This is a genomic window from Herbaspirillum seropedicae, from assembly GCF_001040945.1.
In the GTDB taxonomy this organism is placed as follows: Bacteria; Pseudomonadota; Gammaproteobacteria; order Burkholderiales; family Burkholderiaceae_D; genus Herbaspirillum; species Herbaspirillum seropedicae.
Genome location: NZ_CP011930.1, coordinates 4,622,047 through 4,648,333, shown reverse-complemented (window position 1 = coordinate 4,648,333; position 26,287 = coordinate 4,622,047). Strand labels below are relative to the sequence as shown.

25 protein-coding genes and 1 tRNA gene are annotated in these 26,287 nt (G+C 57.7%); 16 read left to right on the top strand and 10 right to left on the bottom strand.

Translation table 11 applies throughout. From position 1 onward, the window contains the following. Nucleotides 1-41: 41 nt before the first annotated feature. Nucleotides 42-1,805 carry a D-lactate dehydrogenase gene (gene dld / locus ACP92_RS20225; RefSeq protein ID WP_013235984.1) on the top strand — a complete coding sequence of 588 codons (1,764 nt, stop codon included), beginning with the start codon at nucleotides 42-44 and terminating at the stop codon, nucleotides 1,803-1,805. 19 nt (nucleotides 1,806-1,824) lie between these two features. Here the strand turns inward: dld and ACP92_RS20220 are convergent, their stop codons facing one another. From ACP92_RS20220 to ACP92_RS20210, 3 genes are read right to left on the bottom strand one after another with little or no spacing between them, the layout of a single operon-like run. Further along, nucleotides 1,825-2,535: a FadR/GntR family transcriptional regulator gene (locus tag ACP92_RS20220; protein WP_013235983.1), complete on the bottom strand. Its 711-nt coding sequence runs from the start codon at nucleotides 2,533-2,535 to the stop codon at nucleotides 1,825-1,827. A 33-nt stretch (nucleotides 2,536-2,568) separates the two neighbouring features. After that, on the bottom strand, nucleotides 2,569-3,264 hold the full coding sequence (locus ACP92_RS20215; RefSeq protein WP_013235982.1) for a DUF2461 domain-containing protein: 696 nt from the start codon (nucleotides 3,262-3,264) through the stop codon (nucleotides 2,569-2,571). A gap of 18 nt (nucleotides 3,265-3,282) precedes the next feature. Beyond that, the gene (locus ACP92_RS20210) at nucleotides 3,283-4,464 is read right to left on the bottom strand and encodes a Do family serine endopeptidase (RefSeq protein WP_013235981.1); all 1,182 of its coding nucleotides are present in this window, start codon (nucleotides 4,462-4,464) and stop codon (nucleotides 3,283-3,285) included. Nucleotides 4,465-4,507: 43 nt separating this feature from the next. On the opposite strand from ACP92_RS20210, the gene ACP92_RS20205 reads away from it, so the two are divergent. Next, on the top strand, nucleotides 4,508-5,272 hold the full coding sequence (locus ACP92_RS20205) for a Nif3-like dinuclear metal center hexameric protein (RefSeq protein WP_013235980.1): 765 nt from the start codon (nucleotides 4,508-4,510) through the stop codon (nucleotides 5,270-5,272). A 13-nt stretch (nucleotides 5,273-5,285) separates the two neighbouring features. Here ACP92_RS20205 and mscL read toward each other — a convergent pair whose 3' ends face one another. After that, the gene (gene mscL, locus ACP92_RS20200) at nucleotides 5,286-5,723 is read right to left on the bottom strand and encodes a large conductance mechanosensitive channel protein MscL (protein WP_013235979.1); all 438 of its coding nucleotides are present in this window, start codon (nucleotides 5,721-5,723) and stop codon (nucleotides 5,286-5,288) included. A gap of 292 nt (nucleotides 5,724-6,015) precedes the next feature. On the opposite strand from mscL, the gene petA reads away from it, so the two are divergent. From petA to ACP92_RS20170, 6 genes are all read left to right on the top strand, one after another. Beyond that, nucleotides 6,016-6,624: a ubiquinol-cytochrome c reductase iron-sulfur subunit gene (petA, locus tag ACP92_RS20195; RefSeq protein ID WP_013235978.1), complete on the top strand. Its 609-nt coding sequence runs from the start codon at nucleotides 6,016-6,018 to the stop codon at nucleotides 6,622-6,624. A 2-nt stretch (nucleotides 6,625-6,626) separates the two neighbouring features. Further along, nucleotides 6,627-8,033 carry a cytochrome b gene (locus tag ACP92_RS20190; protein ID WP_013235977.1) on the top strand — a complete coding sequence of 469 codons (1,407 nt, stop codon included), beginning with the start codon at nucleotides 6,627-6,629 and terminating at the stop codon, nucleotides 8,031-8,033. A gap of 23 nt (nucleotides 8,034-8,056) precedes the next feature. Further along, nucleotides 8,057-8,821 (top strand): cytochrome c1, encoded by a 765-nt coding sequence (locus ACP92_RS20185; RefSeq protein WP_013235976.1) that lies wholly within the window; start codon nucleotides 8,057-8,059, stop codon nucleotides 8,819-8,821. 98 nt (nucleotides 8,822-8,919) lie between these two features. Beyond that, nucleotides 8,920-9,531: a glutathione S-transferase N-terminal domain-containing protein gene (locus ACP92_RS20180; protein ID WP_008115639.1), complete on the top strand. Its 612-nt coding sequence runs from the start codon at nucleotides 8,920-8,922 to the stop codon at nucleotides 9,529-9,531. A gap of 132 nt (nucleotides 9,532-9,663) precedes the next feature. Then, complete coding sequence (locus ACP92_RS20175) at nucleotides 9,664-10,161, top strand: ClpXP protease specificity-enhancing factor (protein WP_013235975.1); 498 nt, start codon at nucleotides 9,664-9,666, stop codon at nucleotides 10,159-10,161. Nucleotides 10,162-10,185: 24 nt separating this feature from the next. Continuing rightward, nucleotides 10,186-10,261, top strand: a tRNA-Thr gene (locus tag ACP92_RS20170). Nucleotides 10,262-10,595: 334 nt separating this feature from the next. Here the strand turns inward: ACP92_RS20170 and ACP92_RS20165 are convergent. The 6 genes from ACP92_RS20165 to tssJ all read right to left on the bottom strand — a co-directional run bounded on the left by ACP92_RS20165 (nucleotide 10,596) and on the right by tssJ (nucleotide 16,414). Continuing rightward, nucleotides 10,596-11,186 carry a DUF6630 family protein gene (locus tag ACP92_RS20165; RefSeq protein ID WP_013235974.1) on the bottom strand — a complete coding sequence of 197 codons (591 nt, stop codon included), beginning with the start codon at nucleotides 11,184-11,186 and terminating at the stop codon, nucleotides 10,596-10,598. Nucleotides 11,187-11,341: 155 nt separating this feature from the next. Beyond that, nucleotides 11,342-11,719 carry a hypothetical protein gene (locus tag ACP92_RS20160; protein WP_156181814.1) on the bottom strand — a complete coding sequence of 126 codons (378 nt, stop codon included), beginning with the start codon at nucleotides 11,717-11,719 and terminating at the stop codon, nucleotides 11,342-11,344. 80 nt (nucleotides 11,720-11,799) lie between these two features. Then, complete coding sequence (locus ACP92_RS20155; RefSeq protein WP_013235973.1) at nucleotides 11,800-13,305, bottom strand: sensor domain-containing diguanylate cyclase; 1,506 nt, start codon at nucleotides 13,303-13,305, stop codon at nucleotides 11,800-11,802. Between the two features lie 295 nt (nucleotides 13,306-13,600). Then, entirely contained in the window at nucleotides 13,601-14,374 is a 774-nt protein-coding gene (icmH, locus tag ACP92_RS20150) for a type IVB secretion system protein IcmH/DotU (protein ID WP_013235972.1), read from the bottom strand. Between the two features lie 2 nt (nucleotides 14,375-14,376). Then, on the bottom strand, nucleotides 14,377-15,723 hold the full coding sequence (gene tssK, locus ACP92_RS20145) for a type VI secretion system baseplate subunit TssK (RefSeq protein ID WP_013235971.1): 1,347 nt from the start codon (nucleotides 15,721-15,723) through the stop codon (nucleotides 14,377-14,379). 61 nt (nucleotides 15,724-15,784) lie between these two features. Further along, a complete protein-coding gene (gene tssJ / locus ACP92_RS20140; RefSeq protein ID WP_013235970.1) occupies nucleotides 15,785-16,414 on the bottom strand; it encodes a type VI secretion system lipoprotein TssJ in 630 nt (209 codons plus the stop codon). A gap of 366 nt (nucleotides 16,415-16,780) precedes the next feature. Here tssJ and ACP92_RS20135 point away from each other — a divergent pair, with 366 nt between their 5' ends. From ACP92_RS20135 to tssH, 8 genes are all read left to right on the top strand, one after another. After that, on the top strand, nucleotides 16,781-17,383 hold the full coding sequence (locus ACP92_RS20135) for a tetratricopeptide repeat protein (RefSeq protein WP_013235969.1): 603 nt from the start codon (nucleotides 16,781-16,783) through the stop codon (nucleotides 17,381-17,383). Between the two features lie 89 nt (nucleotides 17,384-17,472). Continuing rightward, complete coding sequence (gene tssB, locus ACP92_RS20130; RefSeq protein ID WP_013235968.1) at nucleotides 17,473-17,973, top strand: type VI secretion system contractile sheath small subunit; 501 nt, start codon at nucleotides 17,473-17,475, stop codon at nucleotides 17,971-17,973. 10 nt (nucleotides 17,974-17,983) lie between these two features. Then, nucleotides 17,984-19,477 (top strand): type VI secretion system contractile sheath large subunit, encoded by a 1,494-nt coding sequence (gene tssC, locus ACP92_RS20125; RefSeq protein ID WP_013235967.1) that lies wholly within the window; start codon nucleotides 17,984-17,986, stop codon nucleotides 19,475-19,477. Between the two features lie 34 nt (nucleotides 19,478-19,511). Next, on the top strand, nucleotides 19,512-20,003 hold the full coding sequence (locus ACP92_RS20120; RefSeq protein WP_013235966.1) for an Hcp family type VI secretion system effector: 492 nt from the start codon (nucleotides 19,512-19,514) through the stop codon (nucleotides 20,001-20,003). Between the two features lie 121 nt (nucleotides 20,004-20,124). After that, nucleotides 20,125-20,613, top strand: coding sequence for a type VI secretion system baseplate subunit TssE (gene tssE / locus ACP92_RS20115; protein ID WP_013235965.1), 489 nt, complete (start codon nucleotides 20,125-20,127; stop codon nucleotides 20,611-20,613). Then, complete coding sequence (tssF, locus tag ACP92_RS20110) at nucleotides 20,614-22,458, top strand: type VI secretion system baseplate subunit TssF (protein ID WP_013235964.1); 1,845 nt, start codon at nucleotides 20,614-20,616, stop codon at nucleotides 22,456-22,458. It begins immediately after the preceding gene. Next, the gene (tssG, locus tag ACP92_RS20105) at nucleotides 22,422-23,510 is read left to right on the top strand and encodes a type VI secretion system baseplate subunit TssG (RefSeq protein WP_013235963.1); all 1,089 of its coding nucleotides are present in this window, start codon (nucleotides 22,422-22,424) and stop codon (nucleotides 23,508-23,510) included. Before tssF ends, tssG begins: the two co-directional genes overlap by 37 nt. 71 nt (nucleotides 23,511-23,581) lie before the next feature. After that, complete coding sequence (gene tssH, locus ACP92_RS20100) at nucleotides 23,582-26,251, top strand: type VI secretion system ATPase TssH (protein WP_013235962.1); 2,670 nt, start codon at nucleotides 23,582-23,584, stop codon at nucleotides 26,249-26,251. Nucleotides 26,252-26,287: the final 36 nt, after the last annotated feature.

Genomic DNA, 26,287 nt, shown 5'->3' with positions numbered 1-26,287 from the left:
CGGCAGCCATGCTGTGACCGGCCCGGGTCGGGCCGGGCGGGATGGCGATCACGATGACGATGGAAAGAAGAACGATGGATGTGATCAGCAAGTTGGAAGCCATCGTCGGCAGCAAGCATGTGCTGACCGGCGATGCGCAGACCCGGCGTTTCCGCCAGGGATTGCGCTATGGCGGTGGGGAAGTCCTGGCCGTAGTGCGTCCGGGACGGTTGCTGGAGATGTGGCGCGTCTTGCAGGTCTGCCATGCGGCCAACATGGTCATCATCTGCCAGGCCGCCAATACCGGCCTGACAGGCGGCTCCACGCCGATTGCCGAGGGCTATGATCGCCCGGTGGTGTTGATCAATACCATGCGCCTGACGCGCCTGGAACTGCTCGACCAGGGGCAGCAGGTACTCTCCCAGCCCGGCGTGACGCTGGACCAGCTGGAACGCCGTCTCAAGCCCCTAGGCCGCGAGCCGCACTCGGTGATCGGATCGAGCTGCATTGGTGCTTCCATCACTGGCGGCATCTGCAACAACTCGGGCGGCTCGCTGATACAGCGCGGTCCCGCCTATACGCAGTACGCGCTGTTTGCCCGCATCGATGAGCAAGGCCGGCTGGAACTGGTCAATCACCTGGGGATCGACCTGGGCGAGGATCCTGAGCGCATCCTGCAACAGCTCGACGCCGGTCACATCGATCCGGCGCTGGTGCATCACGTTCCCGGCCAGATGGCCTCGGACCGTGAATATGCCGACCATGTGCGCGATATCAGTTCGCCCGTCCCGGCGCGCTTCAACGCCGACCCGCGTCGGCTCTACGAAGCCTCGGGCTCGGCCGGCAAGATTGCCGTGTTCGCATTGCGGCTGGACACCTTTGCGGCGGACCAGGTCACCCAGGTGTTCTACATCGGCGCCAACGATCCTGCGGTGCTGGAAGACCTGCGCCGCCATATCCTCTCCAATTTCCGCGCGCTCCCCATTGCCGGCGAATACATGCATCGTTCCGGCTACGACCTGGCCAGGAAGTACGGAAAGGACCTCTTCCTCTATATCCGCAAGGCTGGTACCGACAAGGTGCCGCTGGCCTTTGCGCTCAAGAGCCGCTTCGACGCCCTCACCGAAAAGCTCGGGCTGGGACGCAGCCTCAGTGATCGCCTGCTGCAGGCCCTGGCGGACCGCTTGCCCGCGCATCTGCCGCCGCGCCTGGAGGATATGCGGGACCGATACGCCCATCATCTACTGCTCAAGATGGGCGATGAGGGCATCGAGGAGGCGCGCGCCTATCTTCATGCGATATTGCCGACGGCGCAGGCCGGCTTCATCGAATGCGATGCCGAGGAGGCCGGCGCGGCCTTCCTGAACCGTTTCGCCATCGGCAATGCAGCCAATCGCTACCGGGCCGTGCATCAGGACACGGTCGAAGACATCGTCGCCCTCGACGTCGCCCTGCCGCGCAATACCTATGACTGGTTCGAAGTGTTGCCCAAGGAGCTGGCCGAGCAGATCGAGTTCACGATGTATTGCGGGCACTTCTTCTGCCATGTGATGCACCAGGAATACCTGGTCAAGAAGGGCCGTGACTGCGACGCCGTCAAGCAGCGCCTGCTGGCCATGCTGGAAGCGCGTGGGGCGCGTTATCCGGCTGAGCACAACTTCGGCCATCTCTATCATGCCGGACCTGAGGTCGAGCAATTCTATCGCCGCCTGGACCCGACCAATTCCTTCAATCCCGGCATCGGTCTGACCAGCACGCGGCAGCACTGGGGCCAGTCGTGCTGCCCGGCGCACGCGGCTTCAGAACACAGCAGGACGGCCTGCTGAGGGGGTATGGGCGCAGCGCTCAGTCGTAGCGCTTGTAGGCATCCACGTAGTGGATATCGACCAGCCTGCGCGCCGCTGAGGCATTGCCGTTGATGATGGCTGCGGCGATGTTCTGATGGTTCAGCAGCACCGAATCCCATTCCTGCTGGTTGCGGGTATGGGAATGGACCGAGCGCGTGGAGTCGAACAGGATGGGGCTGATGCCGCTGATGATGGCCGACAGCAGGGGATTCTGGGTGGCCTGCCCGACGGCTTCGTGGAAGGCCGCGTCCAGTGGTGAAAAGGCTTCGACATTGCCCAGCGCCGCCGGCATCTGCGCCACGATGGCGTTGAGCCGGTCGATGTCGGCAGGCGTGCGGTGTTCCGCCGCCAGCACGGCGGCCTGGAGATCCAGGCTATGGCGCACTTCCAGGATCTGGATCGGGGTGATCTGCTGGGTGGCCAGCCCATGCTGCGCCAGGTTGGAAAAGGGCACCTTGGACAAGGGCAGCACGGTGGGCGACTTGCCGCTGGAGACCGCGATCAGTCCCCGTCCGGCCAGCGCATTGGTGGCTTCGCGCACGGTGGGGCGGCTCACGCCGAAGAGCCGGGTCAGCTCCCCCTCGCTGGGCAGGCTTTGGCCCGGCTCCAGCTTGTGCTCAGCGATGTAGCGCACGATGTGGTCGGCGATCTGGTCCGAAATGCGCACCTGCTGCAATTGCAGGTTGGGCGGCGTCTTCTTGCTCGTCATGGGCTCAGTTGCCCGCACGGATCAGCGCGGCGCTCATTGCTCCGCCTCGTCCTGGACCAGCGGAATATCCCGCAGCCACTGCACCAGCGGATAGGCGTCCTTGAATCCTTCCAGCACGCGCTTGCCGAGGTCGGCCGGAATCTTCTTGCGGATATCCTCTTCGCTCCAGACGATGAAGCTCTTGAGTTTCACGTACTCGATATTGGGCGTGTCCGGATCAAATCCCTTGGGCGGGCGCTGCAGCTTGCCCTCGTCCTGCAGGTCGCCATAGGTCGCCACCAGCTTCTTGTTCTTGCGCATCTTGGTGAAACCCGCAGCATCTTCCACCACCCGATTGCGGATGGCCCGCAGGCGCGGCGTGGGCGGCATGTATTCGCCGCCGGCGATGAGCAACTGGCCCGCTTCATTGATATGGAAGTAGTAGGCCGGACCACCGCCCTGGCTGGGCTTCTTCAGTCCGCTGGCCGTGATGGCGGCGGAGAAGTGCGTCTTGTAGGGGCGCTTGTCATGCGAGAAGCGCATGTCGCGGTTGATGCGAAACAGCGCCTTCTTCGGGTTGCAGCCCGCGATGGCCGGGTCGAACTTGCTGATCTCGGCGATGAGCTTGATGGTCAGCGCCAGGAATTCCTCGCGCAGGATGTCATAGCGCGGCTTGTTCATGACGAACCAGGCGCGGTTGTTGCTCTCGGACAGTTCCCCCAGGAACTGGATCAGGTCACGCACGTGCATGGGCTTGGCTCTCCTGGCTCATTCTTCGTCGGCATCCTCGTTCTTGGGCGGCGGCGGACGCTTGCCCACGGTGATGTTCAGCTTGGTTTCCTGCGACTTGCGCAGCACCGTCATGGCGATCTGCTGGCCTGGCGTGAGCTGGGCGATGACATTGAGCATCTCGGTGGTGTCGGCCACCGGCTTGTCGTCGATGCTCACCAGGATGTCGCCCGGACGCATCCCGGCGCGATCAGCCGGTCCGCCCTTGAGCACGCCGGCGATGATGGCGCCGGTCTTCTTGCCCAGGCCGAAGCTCTCGGCCAGTTCCGGCGTGATGTCCTGCGGTTCCACGCCGATCCAGCCGCGCACCACCTGGCCGTGGCTGATGATGGCTTCCATCACCGTCTTGGCCGTGGACATGGGAATGGCAAAGCCGATGCCCAGGTTGCCGCCGGTACGTGAATAGATCGCCGTGTTGATGCCCAGCAGGTTGCCGTTGGTATCGACCAGCGCGCCACCGGAGTTGCCGGGGTTGATGGCGGCATCGGTCTGGATGAAGTTCTCGAAGGTATTGATGCCCAGGTGATTGCGGCCCAGTGCCGAGACGATCCCCATGGTCACCGTCTGGCCCACGCCGAAGGGGTTGCCGATGGCCAGCACGACGTCGCCCACCGAGCTGTTCTCCGGATGGCCCAGGGTGATGGCGGGCAGGTTGGGCAGGTCGATCTTGATGACCGCCAGATCCGTCTCGGGATCGATGCCGACCACCTTGGCGCTGGCCTTGCGGCCATCGGCCAGGGCCACTTCGATCTTGTCGGCCGCTTCCACGACGTGGTTGTTGGTGAGGATGTAGCCTTGCGGGCTGACGATCACGCCCGAACCCAGGCTGGACTGCTTGTCATCCTGCTGCTGCTCGTCGAACTGGTCGCCGAAGAACTTGCGGAAGAAGGGATCGTTCTGGAACGGGCTCTTCTGCGGCCGCGCTTCGGTAGTGGTGAAGATGTTCACCACCGAGGGCATGGCCTGGCGTGCAGCATGGCGGTAGGAGTCGAGGGCGGGCGCGTTGGGCGTCGCTTCCTGCATCTGTACCGTGGACTGGGCCGGCCTTGCGCGCGAACTGGAGGAACCGGACAGCCAGTCCGGCTTCAAGGTCGCTACAATGAACCACAAGGCCAGACCGACCGTCACGGTCTGGGCAAACAACAGCCATAAACGTCGCATAAAAGAATTCTTGGTTTTGATTTGAAATCGGATAGAGGAAGAAATGACCCGCCACATCAACAGGGACGAGTTCTCAGCATATCTGGGACAGACGCTTAACGCCGCGCAATATCGCGATTATTGCCCAAACGGCTTGCAGGTGGAAGGGCGCGCCACGGTAGGGCGCGTGGTCACTGGCGTTACCGCCAGCCTGGCGCTGATCGAAGCCGCGCTGCAATGGCAGGCGGACGCCATCCTGGTCCATCACGGTTACTTCTGGCGCGGCGAGGACATGCGCGTGATCGGGCAGAAACAGCGGCGCCTGAAGCTGCTGCTGTCCAACGACATCAACCTGTTCGGCTATCACCTGCCGCTGGATTCACATCCTGAACTGGGCAATAACGCACAACTGGCGCGGCGACTCGACTTTGACGCCACCGGTCGCTTCGGTGACAACGACATCGGCTGGCTAGGGCGCTGCCACGCACCCTCGGTCAAGACCGCAGCTGACCTGGCGATGCTGATCGAAAAGCGCCTGGGCCGCATGCCCTTGCTGATCGGCGATCCCCAGCAAGCCGTCGGCCAGGTCGCCTGGTGTACCGGCGCAGCGCAGGGCATGCTGGGCGAGGCCATCGAAGCGGGCGCATCGGTCTACATCAGCGGCGAAATCTCCGAGCCCACCGTCCATCTGGCGCGCGAGACCGGTACCGTCTATCTTGCCGCCGGCCACCATGCCACCGAGCGCTACGGCATCCAGGCGCTGGGCGAGCATGTGGCGGCCCACTTCGGCATCGAACACCGCTTCATCGATATCGACAACCCGGTGTGATGCAGGGCAGGGCTCAGCCCTGCTTCTTGAGCGAATCGCGGATTTCGCGCAGCAGCAGCACATCTTCCGGGGTCGGCGCCGGTGCGGCCGGTGCAGCTTCTTCGTGCTTGCTGGCCAGGTCGCGCGCTTTGTTGATGGCGCGCACCATCTGGAAGATGATGAAGGCCAGGATCAGGAAGTTGATCAGGATGGTCAGGAAGTTGCCGTAGGCAAACACCGCGCCCGCCTTCCGGGCCTCGGCCAGCGGCAGCCCGTAGGCCTGGCCGTTGAGCGGCAGGTAGTAATTGGCGAAATCCAGGCCGCCGAAGATCTTGCCGACGATAGGCATGATAATGTCTTCCACCAGCGAGCTGACGATCTTGCCGAACGCACCACCGATGATCACGCCGACGGCCAGGTCGACCACGTTTCCCTTGATCGCGAAAGCGCGAAAGTCCTTGAGCATGCTCATCCCTGGTTTCTCCTTTGACAATTGCAGTTTACATATGAGGCTGACTTACAACGGGTTATATCCTGCCCGCCTTGAAAAGTAAATCGGACAGGCGCTGACGCCGCAGCGCAAGATAACCGACAAAAAGAGCAGATTGACAATGGGTTGCGCTGCGTCAAATGTTCATTTTCACAAGTCTGTACCATACCCGCCGTTAGCTACAAAACCCTATTCAGCTTATATATAATCAAAAAGTTGCATGAGGGTCACTTAGAAGGTCCACGCTAACTTACATTTGGAGATTGGGGTCTTTATGACTGACGAGAATCAGGTCGACGCGAGTCGACGAGGTTTGCTTGTTGCGACTTGTGCGGCCGGAGGTGTAGCGGGGTTGGCCACCGCTGGAGCATTTGTCTCCACCCTGCAACCTTCTGAACGCGCCAAGGCGGCAGGCGCACCGGTTGAGGTGGATATTTCTTCACTTGCTCCCGGTGAAATGCGCACCGTCGAATGGCGCGGCAAGCCGGTCTGGATTCTCAAGCGTACGCCCGAGATGGTCGATTCCCTCAAGAAGACCGACGGCGAGGTGGCCGATCCCAACTCCAAGCGCACCGATTTCTCCGAGACGCCCGACTACGCCCTGAACGAATGGCGCTCCATCCGCAAGGACATCCTGGTGGTGGTGGGCATCTGCCCGCACCTGGGCTGCTCGCCGAGCTCGCGCTTCCAGACCGGCGCCCAGCCCTCGCTGCCGGACAACTGGCAAGGCGGCTTCCTGTGCCCCTGCCACGGCTCCACCTTCGACCTGGCTGGCCGGGTCTACAAGAACAAGCCGGCGCCGGACAACCTGCAAGTCCCGCGCTACATGTTTGAAGGCGACAACAAGCTCGTCATCGGCAAGGACGAGAAAGGGGAGGCCTGATCATGGGAGCATTCCACGAAAAGAAGTTGCCTGACGATGCACCCGTCTCGGCCAAGGCGCTGAACTGGGTGGATTCGCGTTTTCCGCTGACGGCCACCTGGAAAGCCCATCTTTCCGAGTACTACGCTCCCAAGAACTTCAACTTCTGGTACATCTTCGGCTCGCTGGCGCTGCTGGTGCTGGTGATCCAGATCGTCACCGGCATCTTCCTGGTGATGCACTACAAGCCCGACGCCACCCTGGCCTTTGCCTCGGTCGAGTACATCATGCGTGACGTCCCCTGGGGCTGGCTGGTGCGCTACATGCACTCCACCGGCGCCTCGGCGTTCTTCATCGTGGTCTACCTGCACATGGTGCGCGGCCTGCTCTACGGCTCCTACCGCAAGCCGCGCGAACTGGTGTGGCTGTTCGGCGTAGGTATCTTCCTGTGCCTGATGGGTGAAGCCTTCTTCGGCTACCTGCTGCCCTGGGGCCAGATGTCCTACTGGGGTGCGCAGGTGATCGTGAACCTCTTCGGCGCCATCCCCTTCATCGGCCCGGACCTGTCGCTGTGGATTCGCGGCGACTACGTCGTTTCCGACGCCACCCTGAACCGCTTCTTCTCCTTCCACGTGATCGCCATTCCCCTGGTGCTCATCGGCCTGGTGGTGGCGCACATCATCGCGCTGCATGAAGTGGGCTCCAACAACCCCGACGGTGTGGAGATCAAGGAAAAGACCGACGAGAAGGGCGTGCCGCTGGACGGCGTGCCGTTCCATCCGTATTACACGGTGCACGACATCTTCGGCGTGTCGATCTTCCTGATGGTGTTCTCGGCGGTGGTGTTCTTCGCCCCGGAAATGGGCGGCTACTTCCTGGAGTACAACAACTTCATTCCCGCCGACTCGCTCAAGACCCCGCCGCACATCGCCCCGGTCTGGTACTTCACGCCGTTCTACTCCATCCTGCGTGCGACCACGGCTGACTTCATGGGCTGGCTCATCGCCGGTGTGGCGGCCTATGTCGCCCTGCTGGTGTTCAAGTCGCGCCTGTCGAGCAAGCTCAAGATCGCCGCCATCGTCATCGGCCTGGCGATCATCGGCGGCATGCTCATCTTCGACGCCAAGTTCTGGGGCGTTGTGCTGATGGGCCTGTCGGTGGTGATCCTGGGCGGGCTGCCGTGGCTGGACAAGTCGCAGGTCAAGTCGATCCGCTACCGTCCGAGCTGGCACAAGTACGTCTACCTGGTCTTTGGCATCGCCTTCGTCATCCTTGGCTACCTCGGCGTGCAACCGCCGACGGCCATCGGCACCACCGTTTCACAGGTGTGCAGCTTCATCTACCTGGGCTTCTTCCTGTTGATGCCCTGGTGGAGCGCAGCCGGCACCTTCAAGCCGGTGCCTGATCGCGTCGTCTACCATCCGCACTAAGCCAGCCGCCAAAGGACAAGAACATGACATTGCTGAAGAAAGTGATTGCCGCGCTGGCGTTGCTGCCGGCGCTGGCCTGCGCCAGCGAGGGGACCTTCCCGCTGGACCATGCACCTGACCGCACCAAGGATGTTTCCTCGCTGCAAAACGGCGCCAAGCTGTTCGTCAACTATTGCCTGAACTGCCACTCGGCCTCGTCGATGCGCTACAACCGCCTGCGCGACATCGGCCTGACCGAAGACCAGATCAAGAACAACCTCATGTTCAGTGGGGAAAAGGTCGGCGACCTGATGAAGATTTCCTTGTCGCCGCAAGACGCCAAGGCCTGGTTTGGCGCCGCGCCGCCGGACCTGTCGGTGATCGCCCGCGCCAAGGCATCGGAGGCGGGTAGCGGTCCGGACTGGATTTATACCTACCTGCGCAGTTATTATACGGACGACAGCCGCCCCACCGGCTGGAACAACATGCTCTTCCCCAACGTCGGCATGCCGCATGTGTTGTGGGAATTGCAAGGCATCCGCAAGGCCAAGTTCGTCGAGGAGAAGGATCCTCATGATGCCAGCAAGACCATCCACAAGTTTGCCGGCTTCGAGCAGGTCAAGCCCGGCAAGATGACGACAGCGGAATATGACAACAATGTCGCCGACCTTGTTGCTTATTTGCAATGGATGGCCGAGCCGGCGCAGAACACGCGCAAGCGTCTGGGCGTCTGGGTGCTGCTTTTCCTTGGCATCTTCGCAGTATTGGCGTGGCGTTTGAACGCGTCCTATTGGAAGAACATCAAGTAAAAACGTACAATCACGTATCCGCGCAGTTTTTGCGGAATTGCGTATCGGGGTGAGCGTTATGCGTCTCGCCCCCCTTTTGTTTTTAGGGCTCTGAAAAAATGATGGTTCTCTACTCGGGCACGACCTGCCCATTTTCGCAACGTTGCCGCCTCGTCCTGTTCGAAAAGGGCATGGATTTCGAGATCCGCGACGTGGACCTGTTCAACAAGCCGGAAGACATTTCGGTCATGAACCCCTACGGCCAGGTGCCGATCCTGGTCGAGCGCGACCTGGTGCTGTACGAATCGAACATCATCAATGAATACATCGATGAGCGTTTCCCGCACCCGCAACTGATGCCGGCCGACCCGCTCATGCGCGCCCGCGCGCGCCTGATGCTGTTCAACTTCGAGAAGGAACTGTTCGTTCACGTCCATACGCTGGAAAACGAAAAGTCCAAGGCTGCCGAGAAGAGCCAGGAGAAGGCCCGCAACGAGATTCGCGACCGCCTGACCCAGCTGGCGCCCCTGTTCCTGAAGAACAAGTACATGCTGGGCGACGAGTTCTCCATGCTGGACGTGGCGCTGGCGCCGTTGCTGTGGCGCCTGGACCACTACGGCATCGAGCTGTCCAAGACCGCCGCTCCGCTGATGAAGTATGCCGAGCGCATCTTCTCGCGTCCGGCCTACATCGAGGCGCTGACCCCGTCCGAGAAGGTGATGCGCCGTTAAGCGTCATCCGGAGCAGGCCGCGCATCGGGCCCCGAGCCTGAGCAGGCCTGTTCCGCCAGCAGTCCGATTTGCAGTTCCACCCCGGCCCAGCCGGCAGATGCGGGCATGCCGCGCATCGCACACGACACAGTCATGCAAGAAGTCTCCACCAAGCCCTACCTGCTGCGCGCTATCTACGAATGGTGCACCGACAACGGCTATACGCCGCACATCGCCGTGGTCGTCGACAGCCGCACACGTGTGCCGATGCAGTTCGTCAAGAATGGCGAGATCGTCCTCAACATCAGTTTCGAAGCCACCAGCGGCCTGAAGATGGAGAACGACAACATCCACTTCAGCGCCCGTTTCGGCGGCGTGTCGCGGGACATCCTGATCCCGGTGGAAAACGTCATCGCCATCTACGCCCGCGAAAACGGCCAGGGCATGGCCTTCGAGGCCCCCGCGCCCGCCACTGCCGAAGCCGTGCAGGAGTCGGACGCGCCGCAGGAACCGGAGAGCAGCGCACCGGTACTGTCGTCGGTGCCGGTCTCTGAGCCGGAAAAGAAGTCCGCCGACAGCGAGGAAAAGGGCGATGATGATCCTGAACCACCGAAAAAAGGTGGTCGTCCTGTACTGACCCGTATCAAGTAGGCTATAATCGCCGGCTGAAGTTTTGCTGGCTTAGCTCATCTGGTAGAGCACCTGACTTGTAATCAGGGGGTGGCGGGTTCAAGTCCTGCAGCCAGCACCAGTATCTAAAAGGCCTACCGCTCGGTAGGCCTTTTTATTTTGCTTCGCAATTTTGCCCTTAGCGCATGTTGCTTGAAATCAATCGTATTTTCTCAATGTCGCTTCTGACGCAGTTGAGGTTGGTCCCAGTGGGGCGCAGCATTCTATTTCGCGTACTTGAGAGGAAATGCAATTGGCTCAGGAACTGTTCATCCCAGCATGGAAAGTTGGTCGACTGAAAAAACGGTTGACGCTGTGTAAAGCAGAAACTGACCTATTACAGACGTCAGCCAAGTCACGAAGTCAGTGGCGAGACAGGGGGGGGGCTCGTTCGCAGCACAACAAATTCTCTCGCGTCAATCGCGCAATTGCTCACGTTCAAAATCGTCTGATCCCTGAATGTTCAGGCCAGCATTCTCCGCCGCTTGAATAATCTCTTCCAATTGGTCCGCCAGCACGAGCAATGCGTAATAAGCATCGTCTCCGAAGTCGAGATGGAGCAAGCGTAACCCCCGCGGTTTCACCCAGGAAGAAAACTCTACTAGCGCATGCGGAACGGTCGCGTTCGTTCCGCTTTCCATATTCCAGGTTTCGGTAATCCCGGCCGCAGTCAGCAGTTCATTCGCCTGCCACTCCACTTCTTCAGTTGCTTTCCAATCGACTTGTAGTACGACCCACTGGCCCCGCCGCTGTCCGTCGTCATCAAGTATGCCGTTTTGGATTGCGTCGCTCGCCGTATCGCCGGGCCCTAGGTGCGACATAACCGATGTGGCTAAGCGTTGGCTTTCCTCAACTCCTAATTGCGCAGTTATTAGTCTAACGAAACGCCCTAGCGCCTGTTTATTCTGTTTTGATACAGAAAAATCTTCTTTGAAAATTTGTGCGTCCGAAAGGATTTCTTCTTCCCCACGGTCGGCCCCCGTGGGGAGGTCAAGTCCCGTCCCCAAAGTTTACTTAGCAGTTTGAGCATTGATAGTCCGTTAACGGTTGTGTGATGCGTAGTGCAGGAAGTCTGCGTCTGGCCGATAGAAGAGTCCTCTGGATGGAAAGAAAAACGAAAATCAACCGAGAACCGATGGCTAGACATGAGCAAGCAGGTGATTCAGCTAACTAGCCGCAGTAATTCCTGCTCAAGGCTCTGTAGTTGATGTGCGCCTTTAATATCATCACCTTGCTTATATGAAGAATAAGCATCTTCAAGGCCTAGTTTTAAGTCGGCAAGTAAGCTCCGGTCGGCAAGTCTTGCTGAAGCCAATTGGAGACCTTGGCGTAGTTCAGAAAACGCAGTTTCCAAGGTTAGCTGCTCGTCCTCGTCGAGATAATCCTCTTTAGGGAAATTATCTGGAGCATGAACGATCACCTGCGATAGAAAATCAATCATTCCCTCAAAGTCTTTCACCCACGTCATCATTTTTCCTCTTTGCTCTCCACCCAAAAGATCTGCCCGGTTGAATGGCAGCTTCTGGCCGATTGCTGACATCAGGGACTTTAGCAAACAATCGTATTGTTCAACGAAAATTCCGTTCCACAATTTTCAAACGACCGCGCCCATACAGCGCGTTAGGCCAGCGGATCATTCTGGCCAGGATGCGCGACGCAGACGCGGTTGCGTCCTTCTCTCTTGGCGATGTATAGCGCATGATCGGCAGCATTGAGCACATCCTCCATGCGCTGATGTGGCGCGCGGTTCATGGTGGCAACGCCGATACTGACGCTGATCACCCCCAGCGGACTGCCCGAGTGAGGGATCCCTCGGTTGTATATTGCCTCGCACAGCTGCTGCGCCATTCGCAATGCACCGTGTTCATCGGTCTGCTCCAGCAGCACTACGAATTCCTCGCCGCCATAGCGGCCTGCCAAGTCATTCTGACGCTGAAGATGTTCTCGTAGAACCGCAGCCACTGCTTGCAGGACGGTGTCACCCATTTCATGGCCATAGGTATCGTTGTAGCGCTTGAAGTAATCCACATCGATGAACAGCGTCGAGAAACCCGCAGTGGGACTGCGCTGGCTACGCTGCCAGACAGCGAGCAACGCTTCGTCGAGGCTGCGCCGGTTCAGTAGGCCCGTCAGGCCATCAGTACGCGCCAGGTCTTCCAGTTGCTTTTCAGCGGCCACGCGCTTGAGTAGCTCCCTGCGCACCAGCATCAGCAACACGCCAGCCAGTGCGGTGAAGATGATCAGCAACAACAGCACGGAATAGAGTGTGTCGTACCAGGTCTTGAAGATGAAGCGCTCAGAACGCCCGAGAAGGACAATCAAGGGGGCGTCTGGAATACGCCGGAACGTATAGAGGCGCTCAACGCCATCGGTATGGGCGCGCGCGAAAAAGTTGCCGTCATTGTCGACGAGCATCGCGCGCAGACGCTGGAAGTTCGGGTTGTTGGTGATTTCACGACCAATGGAGGACGGGTGATAGGGCACCCGCATATAGGTCACGCCGTCATCTGAATACAAAGACATGATGCCGTCCTCGCCCAATGTCAGCCCGGTGAACAAGTCGCGGAAATAGCTCATGTCCAGCGCCATCAGTACGACGCCATCGAACGATCCGTCCTTGCGGGACAGGCGCTTGGACAGGACAACTACCGGTAGCTCGTTGCCTAGATTGGCCTTGATGGGACGCGAGATGAACAGGCCGGCGTCGGCGCTGTCCCGATGCACGGTGAAGTAGGTGCGTTCAGAGTAATTGACGACGACGCTCGGTGAAGCGGAGCGACGCGAGGTCACGCGCACATAGCCATCGGCGTCCAATATGGCCAATGCGGTGATATGGTGCGCGGCGGCGGTGCTGCCGAAAAGGTAGTTATAACGCTCCTCGTCGCTTGCGTGTGTAAGGTCCAGCGGATGCTGATAGCGGTACGCTAGCGTGTCCATGGCCAATGAGAGGATTTCCATGTTCCGGGAAATGGCGCGCTGGACAATGAGCGTGACATTGTTGGCCTCGGTGATCGCCGATATGCGGGTCTGCCGGTAACCCTCGTATAGCGAAGCTCCGCAGATGCTAAGAACCATCATGATGATGAGGCCCAGGATGAGCGCCAGATACTTCTGCAACCGCCCCATTTTATTCCCCCCCGTCGAACATGAATGCACTTTACGCACAGATCCCAGGAACGAAATGGTTCCACAAGCGATTACATATCACGCAACAGCTCGCGTGTGGCCGTTTGTGTACCTGCAGCCTTCTCAACGGGGCTTTCCAGGTTTCAACCGGTGAATGCAACATGCCAAGGCTATGCGAATATCAGGAGTGTTGCAATGGGACTCCGAACTAGGATCATCTACATCGATAGTCAGAAGGAACTGATGTGGGATTAACGCGCTACCCGGGATATGACGCTGCGCGCTTCGCCCGTGCTCAGGGTAGAGTAATGGTCAGATTGGCAGTGCGCGGTGCCAATTTGACGATATCTGAATAGCCGGCCAGCCCATTTTCGGTGTCGCTGATAAGCATCCAGCGCACTCCCAGATAGGCGAACAAGGTGATCAGTGCGAACAGCGAGATCACCACCCAAAGCGGAACGTCATTGCGCAGCTTGTTGATGACAGCGTCGGGCCTCTCCCAGTGAGGCGCGAAGCCGGCGCTCTTGCCCTTGAGATGGGCGATTTCGTCGCCCAGTCGGGCTGTCAGATAATTCAGTTTCTCAGGACCTTCCAGCGCATACTTTCCCTGAAATCCTAGCAGCAGGCACATGTGAAAAACCTCTAGGGCCTGGATGTGTGCATTCCCGTGCAACCGCAGCTCTTCCAATTTATGGAAGAAATTCTCACCCGCCAACTGGTCGCCGAACATGGTCAACTGCAAGGGGCGGCGTTCCCAGGCAGGGCGGATTCCAAATTTGGAGCGCAGGATGATCTCATCGACTGAAGCGCAAAAAGCATATTTCGCAGCATAGATATCATCTGGAGAGGCATTGATCTTCTTGGCATTGCGTTCGACTTCGCCTAGAAACTTCTGCATCTTGCTCTCGAAGGAAACGTCGTCTACGGGCGTACCGCCGTTCTTGAGCATGAAGAGTGCGTAAAAACCGTCGTAAATCAAATCCAGTAGTGAGCGCGCATTGATCGGAGCACCTGTCGTCACCGGCATCTGAAGAGGAGTCGGATCAAGCAGAGAAGGGGGGGAAGTCATGTTCATTGTGTTACCGCCAGCAGTTCAAGTTTAAGTTCGCGGATGCCGGAAGGCACATAGATGCATAGTGATTGGGCTTGCAGCATCCGTTCATACATGGGGCCCTTGCTTTCGAGGGTGAAGTAATACGTATCAGGACGTACCGGCAGAGCAGCCGGCACTTGCGGCGAATGCACTAGCTTGACTCCGGGTAGCGCGGCGAGTACGAATTTTTCGACATCGTCGGGCGCGCCGACCTTGAAGCGCAATGGAACAACATCGACCAGTTCGATGGCGGGAAGGTCGGCGTTGACTGCAAGATAGAAGTTGGTCTTCTCATTGATCTTGCCTGAGTCCAGCATGCCCATGTGGTAAGAAGGCTTGCTCTCATGCAGCACGATGGCGAAGTAACGCGAGGAGATAACGGTGTCGAGAAGTTCGCGAATGATGCCATCCAGCCGAGCAAACGGCGGGCCCGGATCGCGATGTTCGTACGGAGGCAGGTCCGCCAGCATCAGGCTGCGCGAGAACGTCATCAGCGAGCCCGCCAACGCTAGCAATTGTTCATACAGACGCTCGGGATGCAGCAAGGGATTATTCAGATAGTGTGAAAGCCGGGCATAAGCGGTGCTGGCGGTGTGGAGCAACCAGAAAGAGGTGATGTCGCCAGAACGGAATTCCACTACGTTCTTGCTCGGCTCGCGATGATGGCCATACAGTGCGCTAACCTTGGCCTGCAAGGCATCCATAAGACGGCGCAGGCGCTGGAATAACAGTGGCGCTGCGTGGACTGACAAACTGGGAGCGACGAAATCAGGGTCTAGTTCGAATCCTGATGAACTAGACCGGCGCAGCCTCACGATGGGGATGCATACCAGGGAGTCGCGCGGTTCGCTCTCTGATGCGAGGCGGACCGCTTTCTTCAGATAGCTCAATTCGGCCTTGGCGGCGTCGGTAAACAGATCGGGTGTCTCGATATTGTGCTGGATGTAACGGCTCGACTGATGATTGGCCACGCCTGAGGCGAAATTGCTGCCGAAACTTTTCAGCACGGGAAGCGCAGCGTAGAAGGTGACGGATTGTTGCGATAGCGGAATCTCGGTCAGCTCGATAGGATCGGGCAGGTCGTCTCCATCCGGGGCCTTGTAGATCTCTCCGTCCTGAAAGATCGCGGACAGTTCCAAGATGCGTAGCGTGTTGTTGTTCAAGGAATCATGATCCACCTTGAGAGAAGAGATGCCCCAGCAAAAGGGATTGAGCGTGAGCGCCGTCTGGTGCAGGCGCGCTTCGTGGTAGTGGTCCTGGCGTTGGAAGTGTTGTGGCCTCAGGAATAGACCTTCGCCCCATAGGACCTTGTTGGACTGGTTCACTTTGATTTCCTCTTCATTATGATTGTCATGTCACGATGTTTCGTGAATTGCCCTTTCAATTTCAAGGACACTGAACTGGGGCCAGCGTCAGATCTTTTTCTAACGGCTTGCCTTGCGTATCAACAGCCGCCGCACCCTTACCCAAGGTCAGCGAGCAAGATTGCACGCCGACGGTAATGCCGATTTTCTCCGCTTCATCAGCCTTGAAGGCAATGCGCCAGCGCTGCTGGGCTGGATTGACGAAAAGCGCGACCACGCCGATGTAGCCCGCTTCATAACTTACCTTCTCGATAATTTCATAGCGCTGATCTGGCACCAGCGTGATCTCCTTTACCTCCATTAGGTCAGCTCCCAAGGCTTCCTTTTCTTTCTGCGTACTCAGAAAGGTGTCGTATGAAGCCTGTTGGAAACTTATGTTCTGCTTCAGCTTGTAGATTTTTACGACTAAGGCCAGCGGACGCTGCTGCGGATCAAGATTGAGCGCCCTGGAGGCATGCAGCTTGATAGGGATGCTTCGAGGTTGTTTCATCGCATCAGGGACTTCCGGTGGCTCTGCTTTTTTCAGGCCAAGTGCCTCGAGGGTGGATCTTGCCGCTTGCGCGACCGAGGAAGCAGCGCCGACGGCGGCACAACCGGATAGGGAAAAAATGGCGATTACCGTTGCCAAGTGATTAGTCAGTTGGTTTTTCAACTCTGCCCCGTATGTTATTTGGGATTTTTGATGCGCGACTTCTCGCGTGCCGAAAAAATTTTAGGAAGTCTTTACAGATTGTGGCGCTGCATTTTCTGTTGACGGTTCATGCGATACATTTGATCGGGCCTTAAGTTCAAATTACTTAAAACTATTAAGTCGAGAAAAAATGATAGTTGTAGTTGGAACGTGGCTAGTAATAGCTTCCGGGTTTCAGAAGCATCAGTTTCACTCCGAAAAGTACCGTCTCGGACTATTCGGAGTCTAAAAATCAGGAATCTCCGGAATTTTTCGGTCTCGACAAATTCTCTTGCGCGAGCTCGCGCAAGATTTTCCTAATCTCAAAAATATAAGGAGTGGTTTCCAATGCGTGCGAGCAAATTGAACGTAGGTCTGATCGTTTCGGCGATGCTGGTCTTGGCGTTGGGTGGCTGCACCAACATTCAGCCTAAGTCCAATCCTGGCGATGACGCCAAGAACGCGCTCGAAAGCGGATTGGCCCAGGCCAATGCCGCGCACGCCGAGGGTAAGACTGATGAGGCCGTGTCGGTACTCAAGGCAGTGGCAAGTCGCTTCCCCGCTGACAAAAATCCATGGATACGTATTGCGCAGCTCCGATTTGATGCGGGCGATTACAGCGATGCCATCGTCAACGCGCAGGAAGCGCTCAGGCGTGATCCCGGTGATAAGGTCGCCAACGGTGTCGTTACTCTCTCTGGTCTGCGTTTGGCAGTGAAATCATCGGGGGATCTACGCGCACAGAATGCGCTGAACGGTACGCTTAAAGCCGAGGCGCAGGATCTGACCAAGATCCTGCGCGAAAACCTCGGCGAGAACAATTTGGTGCCGCAGCCCAAAGCTGTGACACCTCCTCGAGCGCGTGGCAAGGCAGCGCGTAAGACAACGTCGGCTTCGGATACTGAGAGCGGTAATGGTAGCGGGCCCAATCCGTTCGGCAATCTGAAGTAAGGCGAGTCGACGGGTGCACGTTGGCGCACCAGTCTTTCAAGCAGCCTCAGACGATGGGGCGCGTCATCCAATACAGCAGCGGAGTAATCATGGCTAAGAAAGAAAGCATTCAGAAGAAACTGCAAAAGGTGCGTCCCCCGCGCGTGCAGATGACCTATGACGTCGAGATTGGCGACGCCATCGAAAAGAAGGAGCTGGCCTTCGTCACCGGCGTGATGGGCGATTTCGGTGGAAACTCCGAGCTGCCCCAACCGCGTTTGAAGGATCGTAAATTCATCAACGTCGATCCAGACAATTTCGACGAGGTGATGAAGGGAATAGAACCGCGCGCGGTCTACCGCGTACCCAACGAGCTTTCCGATAAAGGGGGCGAGTTTGCAGTGGAATTGAAGTTTCGTTCAATGGAAGATTTTCGTCCCGAGTCCGTGGTACAGCAGGTCGAGCCGCTGCGCAAGCTGCTGGAGGCGAGAACCAGGCTAGCCGATCTGCGCAATAAGATCGCCGGCAACGAAAAACTGGAAGACATCCTCAACGACGTTCTCAACAGTACCGAGAAGCTGGCCGAACTTAGCAAGCAAACCAACAAATAAAAGAGATCCCATGTCCGCTCAAGCCCATATCGAAGCCGCAGCAAGCGCTGCGCCTGCCGCTGCTGGCAGCACCCTTCTGGATGACATTGTTGAACAGAGCAAGGTCGCCAAGTCATCTTCCGAGCATGATCGCGCAAAGGACTTGATTTCCGAGCTCGTCAGCCAGGTTATGGAAGGAACGGTGGTCGTATCGGAGAACCTGTCCGCTACCCTCGATGCGCGTATTGCCGAACTGGATCGACTTATTTCCAGCCAGGTTAGCGCCATCATGCACGCACCGGAGTTCCAGAAGCTTGAAGGTAGCTGGACCGGCCTGAATTATCTGGTACGCAATACCACTGTGGGCGAGAACCAGAAGATCAAGATCCTCAACGCAACCAAGAAGGAATTGGTCAAGGACTTCAACTCGGCGCTGGAATTTGACCAGAGCGCCATGTTCAAGAAAGTCTACGAGGAGGAGTTTGGAACCTTTGGCGGCGCCCCCTTCGGGGCCTTGCTAGGTGATTTCGAAATCACTCGGCAACCTGAGGACATGTACTTCATCGAGCAGATGTCGCGCATCGCCGCTGCATCTCATGCGCCTTTCATTACCGCAGCGTCACCGGAACTCTTCGGCCTGGAAAGCTTTTCCGAGCTTGGCAAGCCACGTGATCTGTCGAAGGTCTTTGATACGGTCGAATATGCCAAATGGAAATCCTTCCGCGAATCCGAAGATTCGCGCTATGTTGGCCTGACCTTGCCGCGCTTCCTCGGTCGCCTCCCCTTCAACCCAAAGGATGGAACGACGGTGGAAGGATTTAATTTCGTCGAAGATGTAGATGGTACAGACCATTCAAAGTACCTGTGGTGCAACGCAGCCTATGCCTTCGGTAGCAAGCTGACCAAGGCTTTCGAGGACTTTGGTTGGTGCGCCGCGATCCGGGGCGTGGAGGGTGGTGGCTTGGTCGAGGATCTCCCTACCCACACGTTCAAGACCGACGAAGGAGAGGTGGCGCTTAAATGTCCTACAGAAATCGCTATTACCGATCGTCGCGAAAAAGAGCTGTCGGACTTGGGGTTCATTTCGCTGGTTCATTGCAAGAATACAGACTACGCCGCCTTCTTTGGCGCGCAGTCGGCCCAGAAACCTAAGAAGTACAACTCGGACGCCGCTAACGCCAACGCGGTTCTGTCGTCGCAGTTGCAGTACATATTTGCTGTCTCGCGCATCGCTCATTATATGAAGTCGATGATGCGAGACAAGATTGGCAGCTTTGCTGCCGCTTCTAACGTCGAAGACTTCCTTAATCGCTGGATCGCGCAATACGTGCTGTTGGACGACAACGCCACGCAAGAGGCAAAAGCGCAATTCCCGCTGCGCGAAGCTTCGGTACAGGTGTCGGAAGTGCCGGGACGACCAGGCGTTTATCGCGCTGTGTCGTTCTTGCGTCCGCATTTTCAGTTGGATGAACTGTCCGTGTCGCTCAGGTTGGTTGCGGAGTTGCCGCAGGCAGGTAAATCTTAACTTTTTTTCCTCTCTCATCTTTACAGGATAAATTATGGCAATTGACGTCTACATACAAATCGACGGAATCAAAGGTGAATCCACTGATGATCTGCACAAGGATTGGATCGAATGCAAGACCGTTGATTGGGAAGTCCTTCAGCCGAAGTCGGCAACAGCATCGACTGGTGGTGGTCACACCGCTGAACGGTGCGAACACAAGGACATCGTGTTCACCAAAGTGGCTGATCTGGCGTCGCCGCTGCTGTTGCAAAACTCGTCCTCGGGCAAGACCATTCCCAAGGCAAAATTCGAGTTCATGCGGGCCGATGGTAAGGGCGAGCGGGTTCGCTATTTCGAAATCGAACTGACCAACGTCATGATCAGCAGCGTGAAGCCGTCTATTGAGTCAGGTGAGATCCTGAACGAAACTGTCGGCCTGAAATACTCCACCGTGAAATGGAAGTATACCCAGCAGAAGCAGGGTGGCGGTACTGCCGGCAACACTTCGGGTGGTTGGGACTTGTCAACCAATAAGGTCATTTAAGGTGATCTTGCGCTGAACGGATGAGTTGTTCCTAAAAGAACAGCCGTTCATAAGGAGCTATGACGTCCGCCGGCTTTCCGGCGGACTTCCCTCTCCAAGTCCAACCAATGCGAGAAAGCATATGAAAGGCTTTGCGCCCAGCTTGTTTGACAAGCTGATGAGTGAGGGGCCACGTGCCTCTGTGGGTGCTGTCATCAACCGTCTGTCAATAGAGGAACTCAAAGATGTCGTGGCACGTGACCTCGAGGCAATGCTCAATACGCGCTCTGTCATAGCTGAGGCGTCGTTGGAGCAATTCCCGGAATGCAGCAACTCCATCATCACCTATGGCCTCAACGATTTCGCTGGAATGAGCCTGGCAAGCCTTGATGACCGCAGTGCTATATGTCATTCCCTGGAAGAAGCCATCACGCGGCATGAGCCACGATTGCGCGGCGTGAAAGCAACGCTGGAAATTCAGGACGGTTCCATCAATCGACTCAACTTCGCCATCAGTGCCTTGCTGGTGGTTAACGCTGCGCGTGAGACTGTCAATTTTGATGCGGTGCTGCAGCCTTCGACATTGCAGTATTCCATCAGCAAGTCGCGAACGACACGCATAGGAGTGTAAGTGCAAGAGCTTCTGCCATATTACGAGCGCGAGCTGAGCTTTCTGCGCCGCTACTCCCGGGATTTCTCCGAGCGTTACCCAAAGATTGCGGGCAGCTTGCTGATGGCTGGCGAGATCTGTGAGGATCCTCATATCGAGCGCATGATCCAGTCCTATGCGTTGCTCAATGCACGTGTCTCCAAGCGTTTGGATGATGATTACCCGCAGTTCACCGAGGCCTTGTTCGAGGTCCTTTATCCGCATTATCTTCGTCCCTTCCCGTCCTGTTCGATCGCCCGCATGGATTGCGCGGAATCGGCGGAACAACTGACCAGTGCCACCATCATCCCTAGAGGTACGACGTTATCTACCCGACCGGTCAAGGGCGTGGTTTGCCAGTTTCAGACAGTTTATGATGTCCCGGTCGCTCCTATCTGTCTGACGCACGCGGTCTTCTCGCCGATCATTGACGCACCCGAAGCAGTGGTATTGCCGACTTCGGTGACGTCCTCCCTCTCCATCGGCATCGCAACGGCGGGGGAGCAGCTGGCCTTGGCCAAGCTCGACCTGGTCTCGCTGCGCGTTTTTATAGATGGCGAGGCATCTTTCTGCGCCGCCCTGCGAGACAGCTTATTTATGCGCAGCGCTGCCGCCTGGATCGAGTTGCCGGGCAGTCGGCGTTGGGTTCCCTTGCCCGCGATCCCTTTGGCTGAGGTCGGATTCGCCGATGAGGATGCGTTGATCGATTTTCCTTCACAGTCTCATCCGGCATATCGCCATCTGACCGAGTATTTTGCCTTCCCCGAAAAATTCAATTTCTTTGATATTGACCTGTCGGCCATCCTTGCGGTCCTGCCTGCGGACAGCAAAAGTTTCATCCTGCACCTGGGACTTTCCGGTCTGCGGGCCGATTCTCATATTGCCAGGCAGCTTGGGGGAGTTAGTGCCGCCAATTTGCTGTTGGGTTGCACACCAGTGATCAATCTGTTCAGCCAACGCGGCGATCCAATCCGGCTGACGCATGCTGGTGCTTACTATCCAGTATTACCCGATGGCCGGCGAGCCTTCGGTTACGAGGTGTATTCGATTGATTCGGTGCAACTAGTACGGGAGACGCCGCAGGGCGAGTCCATCACAAGCTTTCGCCCCTTCTACTCGCTGCGTCATGGCCAATCGCCCGAGAGTGATGGTCATTACTGGGCCATGCGCCGTGACGAACTGATTGCATTGAAGAGTCCTGGCTATGAAACCGAGATATCCATCGTTGATATCGATTTCGATCCCTCCAAGATTGAGACCGATACTTTAAGCATCGAACTGACTTGCACCAACCGGGATCTTCCTGCCTTGCTGGCCTATGGCCTGCCTGGCGGTGATCTGAGCCTGGAGGGCGGCGGCGTGATCCGTACCGCTGCCCTGCTGCGCAAGCCGACATTGCCATCCCGCTTCGAGCGAGGGCGCGGGGCCCAATGGCGGTTGATTTCGCAACTGTCGCTGAATCATCTTTCCCTCATGCGCGTCGGCCTCGAGGCCTTCCAGGAAATGCTGACGCTCTATGATCAGTCCAATTCACCTATCTCACAACGGCAGATCAGTGCCATTGCTGCCATTGACCATCGACCTGCAACCGCATGGCTGCCTGGGAATCCGTTTGCCAGCCTTGTCCGCGGAATAGAGGTCAAGCTGACCGTTGATGAGGAAGGTTTCGTGGGAAGTGGATTGCACGCCTTCGCGGGCGTGATCGATCGCTTCATGGGCTTGTACGTGCACGCCAACAGCTTTTCGCAGCTGACCGTGATATCCAAAAGAACCGGAGAGGAATTGCTCAAATGCAGGCCACGCAGCGGAGATTTGAGCCTAGCGTGATCGAGCGGCTGTTCGCCGTTCCTCACCGCTTCCAGTTTTTCCAAGCCGTGCGCATGATCGAATGCTGGTTCAGGCGCAATGGTGTGCCACACGAGCGTGCCGTCAGCGACTTCGTGCGCTTTGCCAATCGTACAGTACTGGGATTTCCTGCCAGCGAGATCGAGGCCATCGATACTTACCCGTCACGCGAGGGTGAGGCGATCTCGGTCGATAACATGGAGCAGGCGTTACGGTGTGGGCAGATGAAGTATGTCAGGATCACACCGACCTTCATGGGTTTTCTCGGAAGTAGTGGCTCCCTTCCCGCGCATTACACCGAACGTGTTGCGCGTCATCAGATTGAACACCGCGACGAAGGACCGCGTGCATTTCTGGACGCGTTTTCCACTCGTTCACTAGCCTTGTTCTACCACGCATGGAACAAATATCGGCTGACGTTTCACTACGATGTAGGTCGTCGCGACACATTTCTGCCTTTGCTGCTTTCGCTCTCCGGGCTCGGCTTCCATTCGCTGCGCCAGCGTTTGCAGGATGGGACTGGCAACGGGGTGCGCGATGAATCCTTAGGGTATTTTGCAGGTGCCTTGCGCCATCGCCCACCCTCTGCACTGTACATGCAGAAGGTGCTGGGCGAGTATTTCTCGGTGCCGCTCCAGATCGAGCAGTTCATCGGCTACTGGTACAAGGTTCCGCGCCAGCATCAGACTGTGCTTGGATCGACCAACTCCGTGCTTGGGAAGGCGATGGTGGGCGAACGTGTCTGGCAGCGCGACCTGCGCATGCGGTTGCGCATCGGTCCCGTTGCTATAAGAGATTTCGAGAAGTTCCTTCCAGGCAAGGAGGTTTCCGTGGCCTTAGCTCGCATGTTGGGCATGTTTAGCGGATCCACGCTTGAGTATGAAGTGGAGGTCGCACTACTTGCTCAGGACGTTCGCGGGATGACACTGGGGAGCATGCGTGAAGGCGGGCGCCTGGGATGGGATAGTTTCGTCGCTACCGCTCCCGAAACTCGTGATCGTGCTGATCTCCGCTACGAAATCTCTGTCCAGTGACATGAAGGAAAGTCCTAACAACCTCGACGGCCGCCATGCCGTCGCCACGACAAGCAAGAAGGAAGAGCTGCATGGGAATCAATCTCAGATCATTAATTTGCAAACTCAATGAGACCGCACGCCTGGCTACCGAACGCGCCGCCACGCTGTGCGTGTCATGTAGCCATTATGAAGTGGACCTGGAGCATCTCTTTCTGGCCTTGCTTGAGCAACCGCAGTCAGACTTCAGCCTGATCGCGCGCCGAAGCGGCATCGATACCGATGGCCTGCAAGCCGATCTGGAGCACGAGATCTCGACCTTCAGAGAGGGCAATGCGCGTACTCCTGTCCTGTCTCCGCACCTGCGCACGTTGTTCGAGAACGGATGGCTCATTGCCTCGCTGGAGGAAAGTAATCCTTCCGTTCGCAGTGCGCACTTGTTGCTGGCGCTGCTGACTCAAAGCGATTTGTCGCAGCTTGCGTATCGTGGATCGAAGCTATTTGCCAAATTCAAGATCGATGAAATCAAGCACAATTTGCACAGGCTTACCGAAGGATCCGTGGAGTCGGCTGCAATCGGCAAGACAGGTCAGGGCGGCGACAGGGAGAGTGGTGGCGACCCGATGGGCGAACTCAAGCAGCTTCGCATCGGCAAGATGACTGCGCTGGATCAGTACACTACGCAGCTAACGCAACGTGCCCGCGATGGCAAGATAGATCCGGTCATTGGCCGCGATGCTGAGATCCGGCAGGCAGTCGATATTCTGCTCCGCCGTCGGCAAAACAATCCGATCCTGACCGGCGAGGCTGGCGTGGGAAAGACCGCCGTGGTGGAGGGGCTGGCCCTGCGTATCGCCCAGGGCGATGTGCCGAAGCCCTTGCAGGGAGTTGAGATCCATACCCTGGACATGGGCCTGCTGCAGGCGGGGGCTAGCGTCAAGGGTGAGTTTGAGAGTCGCCTCAAAACCGTGATCGATGAGGTCAAGAAGAGCGCATATCCCATCATTCTCTTCATCGATGAGGCGCACACCATGATTGGCGCCGCTGGCCAGGCCGGCCAGAGCGATGCAGCCAACCTGCTCAAGCCGGCCCTGGCGCGGGGCGAGCTACGCACGATCGCGGCAACCACCTGGAGCGAATACAAGAAATATTTCGAAAAAGATGCCGCGCTGGCCCGACGGTTCCAGGTCATCAAGGTAGAAGAGCCGGGCGAGGATGTGGCCTGCGCGATGCTACGTGCCATGGTGCCTCTCATGGAGCAGCATTTCGGAGTGCGCGTCTATGATGAAGCCGTCGTCGAAGCCGTCAGGCTTTCGCACCGCTATATCAGCGGACGTCAGCTGCCCGACAAGGCCATTAGTGTGCTCGACACGGCCTGCGCCAAGGTGGCGCTCGGGCGGGATGCCACTCCCGCACTACTGGAAGGTGTCACCCGACGCCTTGAGCGCCTGGATACGGAGATTTCGGCGCTCAGGCGTGAGGCTGCCAGCGGTTCGCAGCATGAGGAGCGACTGGCGTCGCTGCTGGATCAGCATGTTTGTGCTGTAGCCGAACGGCATGATTTGCAGTTGCGCTGGGAGCAGGAGCGTGAACTCAACGAACGCATCCAGCAAGCTCGTGCCACTCTGGAAAATCCCGGTACGGGAGACGCCCGAGGCGGTAACGTGGACGCCGCTCGGGCGGAGCTGAAGCAGTTGTTGGATGAGCTCAGGCAACGCCAGGGTGACGCGCCGATGGTGCCGATCCAGGTGGATGGGCATGTGGTTGCCGAGATCGTGGCCGCGTGGACCGGAATCCCATTGGGTAAGATGGTCAAGGACGAAATCCAGACGGTGCTGGATCTGGACGCATTGCTGCAAGAGCGTGTTCTAGGGCAGCCGCAGGCTACTTCAGCCGTGGCGCAGCGTGTACGAACATCTCGGGCCAATCTGGATGATCCCGGCAAGCCCAAGGGCGTATTCCTGTTTGTGGGGCCGTCTGGGGTAGGCAAGACCGAGACAGCGTTGGCGCTGGCTGATGTGCTCTACGGTGGCGAACGCAAGTTAATCACCATTAACATGAGCGAATACCAGGAAGCCCATACGGTCTCTGGCCTGAAGGGTTCGCCGCCCGGCTATGTCGGCTATGGTGAAGGCGGTGTGCTGACCGAGGCCGTACGCCGCAATCCCTACAGTGTGGTGCTGCTCGACGAGGTCGAGAAGGCCCACGCGGATGTCCTGGAGCTATTCTTCCAGGTCTTCGACAAGGGAGTGATGGATGATGCCGAAGGACGCGAGATTGATTTCAAGAACACCATCATCATCCTCACCAGCAATGTGGCTTCCGCGCAGATGATGCAGGCTTGCTTGAACAAGAGCCAGGAAGAATTGCCTACCCCTGAAGAACTTGACACTCTGATTCGACCACAGCTGATCAAGACCTTCAAGCCGGCATTTCTCGGGCGCTTGAAGGTCGTTCCCTATTACCCGATTGCCGACGTCGTGCTGGTCGAGATCATCAAGCTCAAGCTAGCGCGTATTGCCAAGCGTGTTGCCGAGAATCATAGGGTCGAGTTCAGCTACGACAAGGCGCTCGTCGAGGCTGTGCTGGGGCGTTGCACCGAGGTGGACTCGGGCGCACGCAATGTTGACAACATCCTTAGCGGAACTCTTTTGCCTGCGGTTGCCGAAAGTGTGCTGGTGCGCATGGCCGAAGGTGTGGAGATTCGCCGTATTAAGGTATCGGCCAGCAAGAAAGGTGATTTCAAGTACACCATCCAATAGATGTGCCGAACAGGATTCGCGCACCTAAGAAAATAA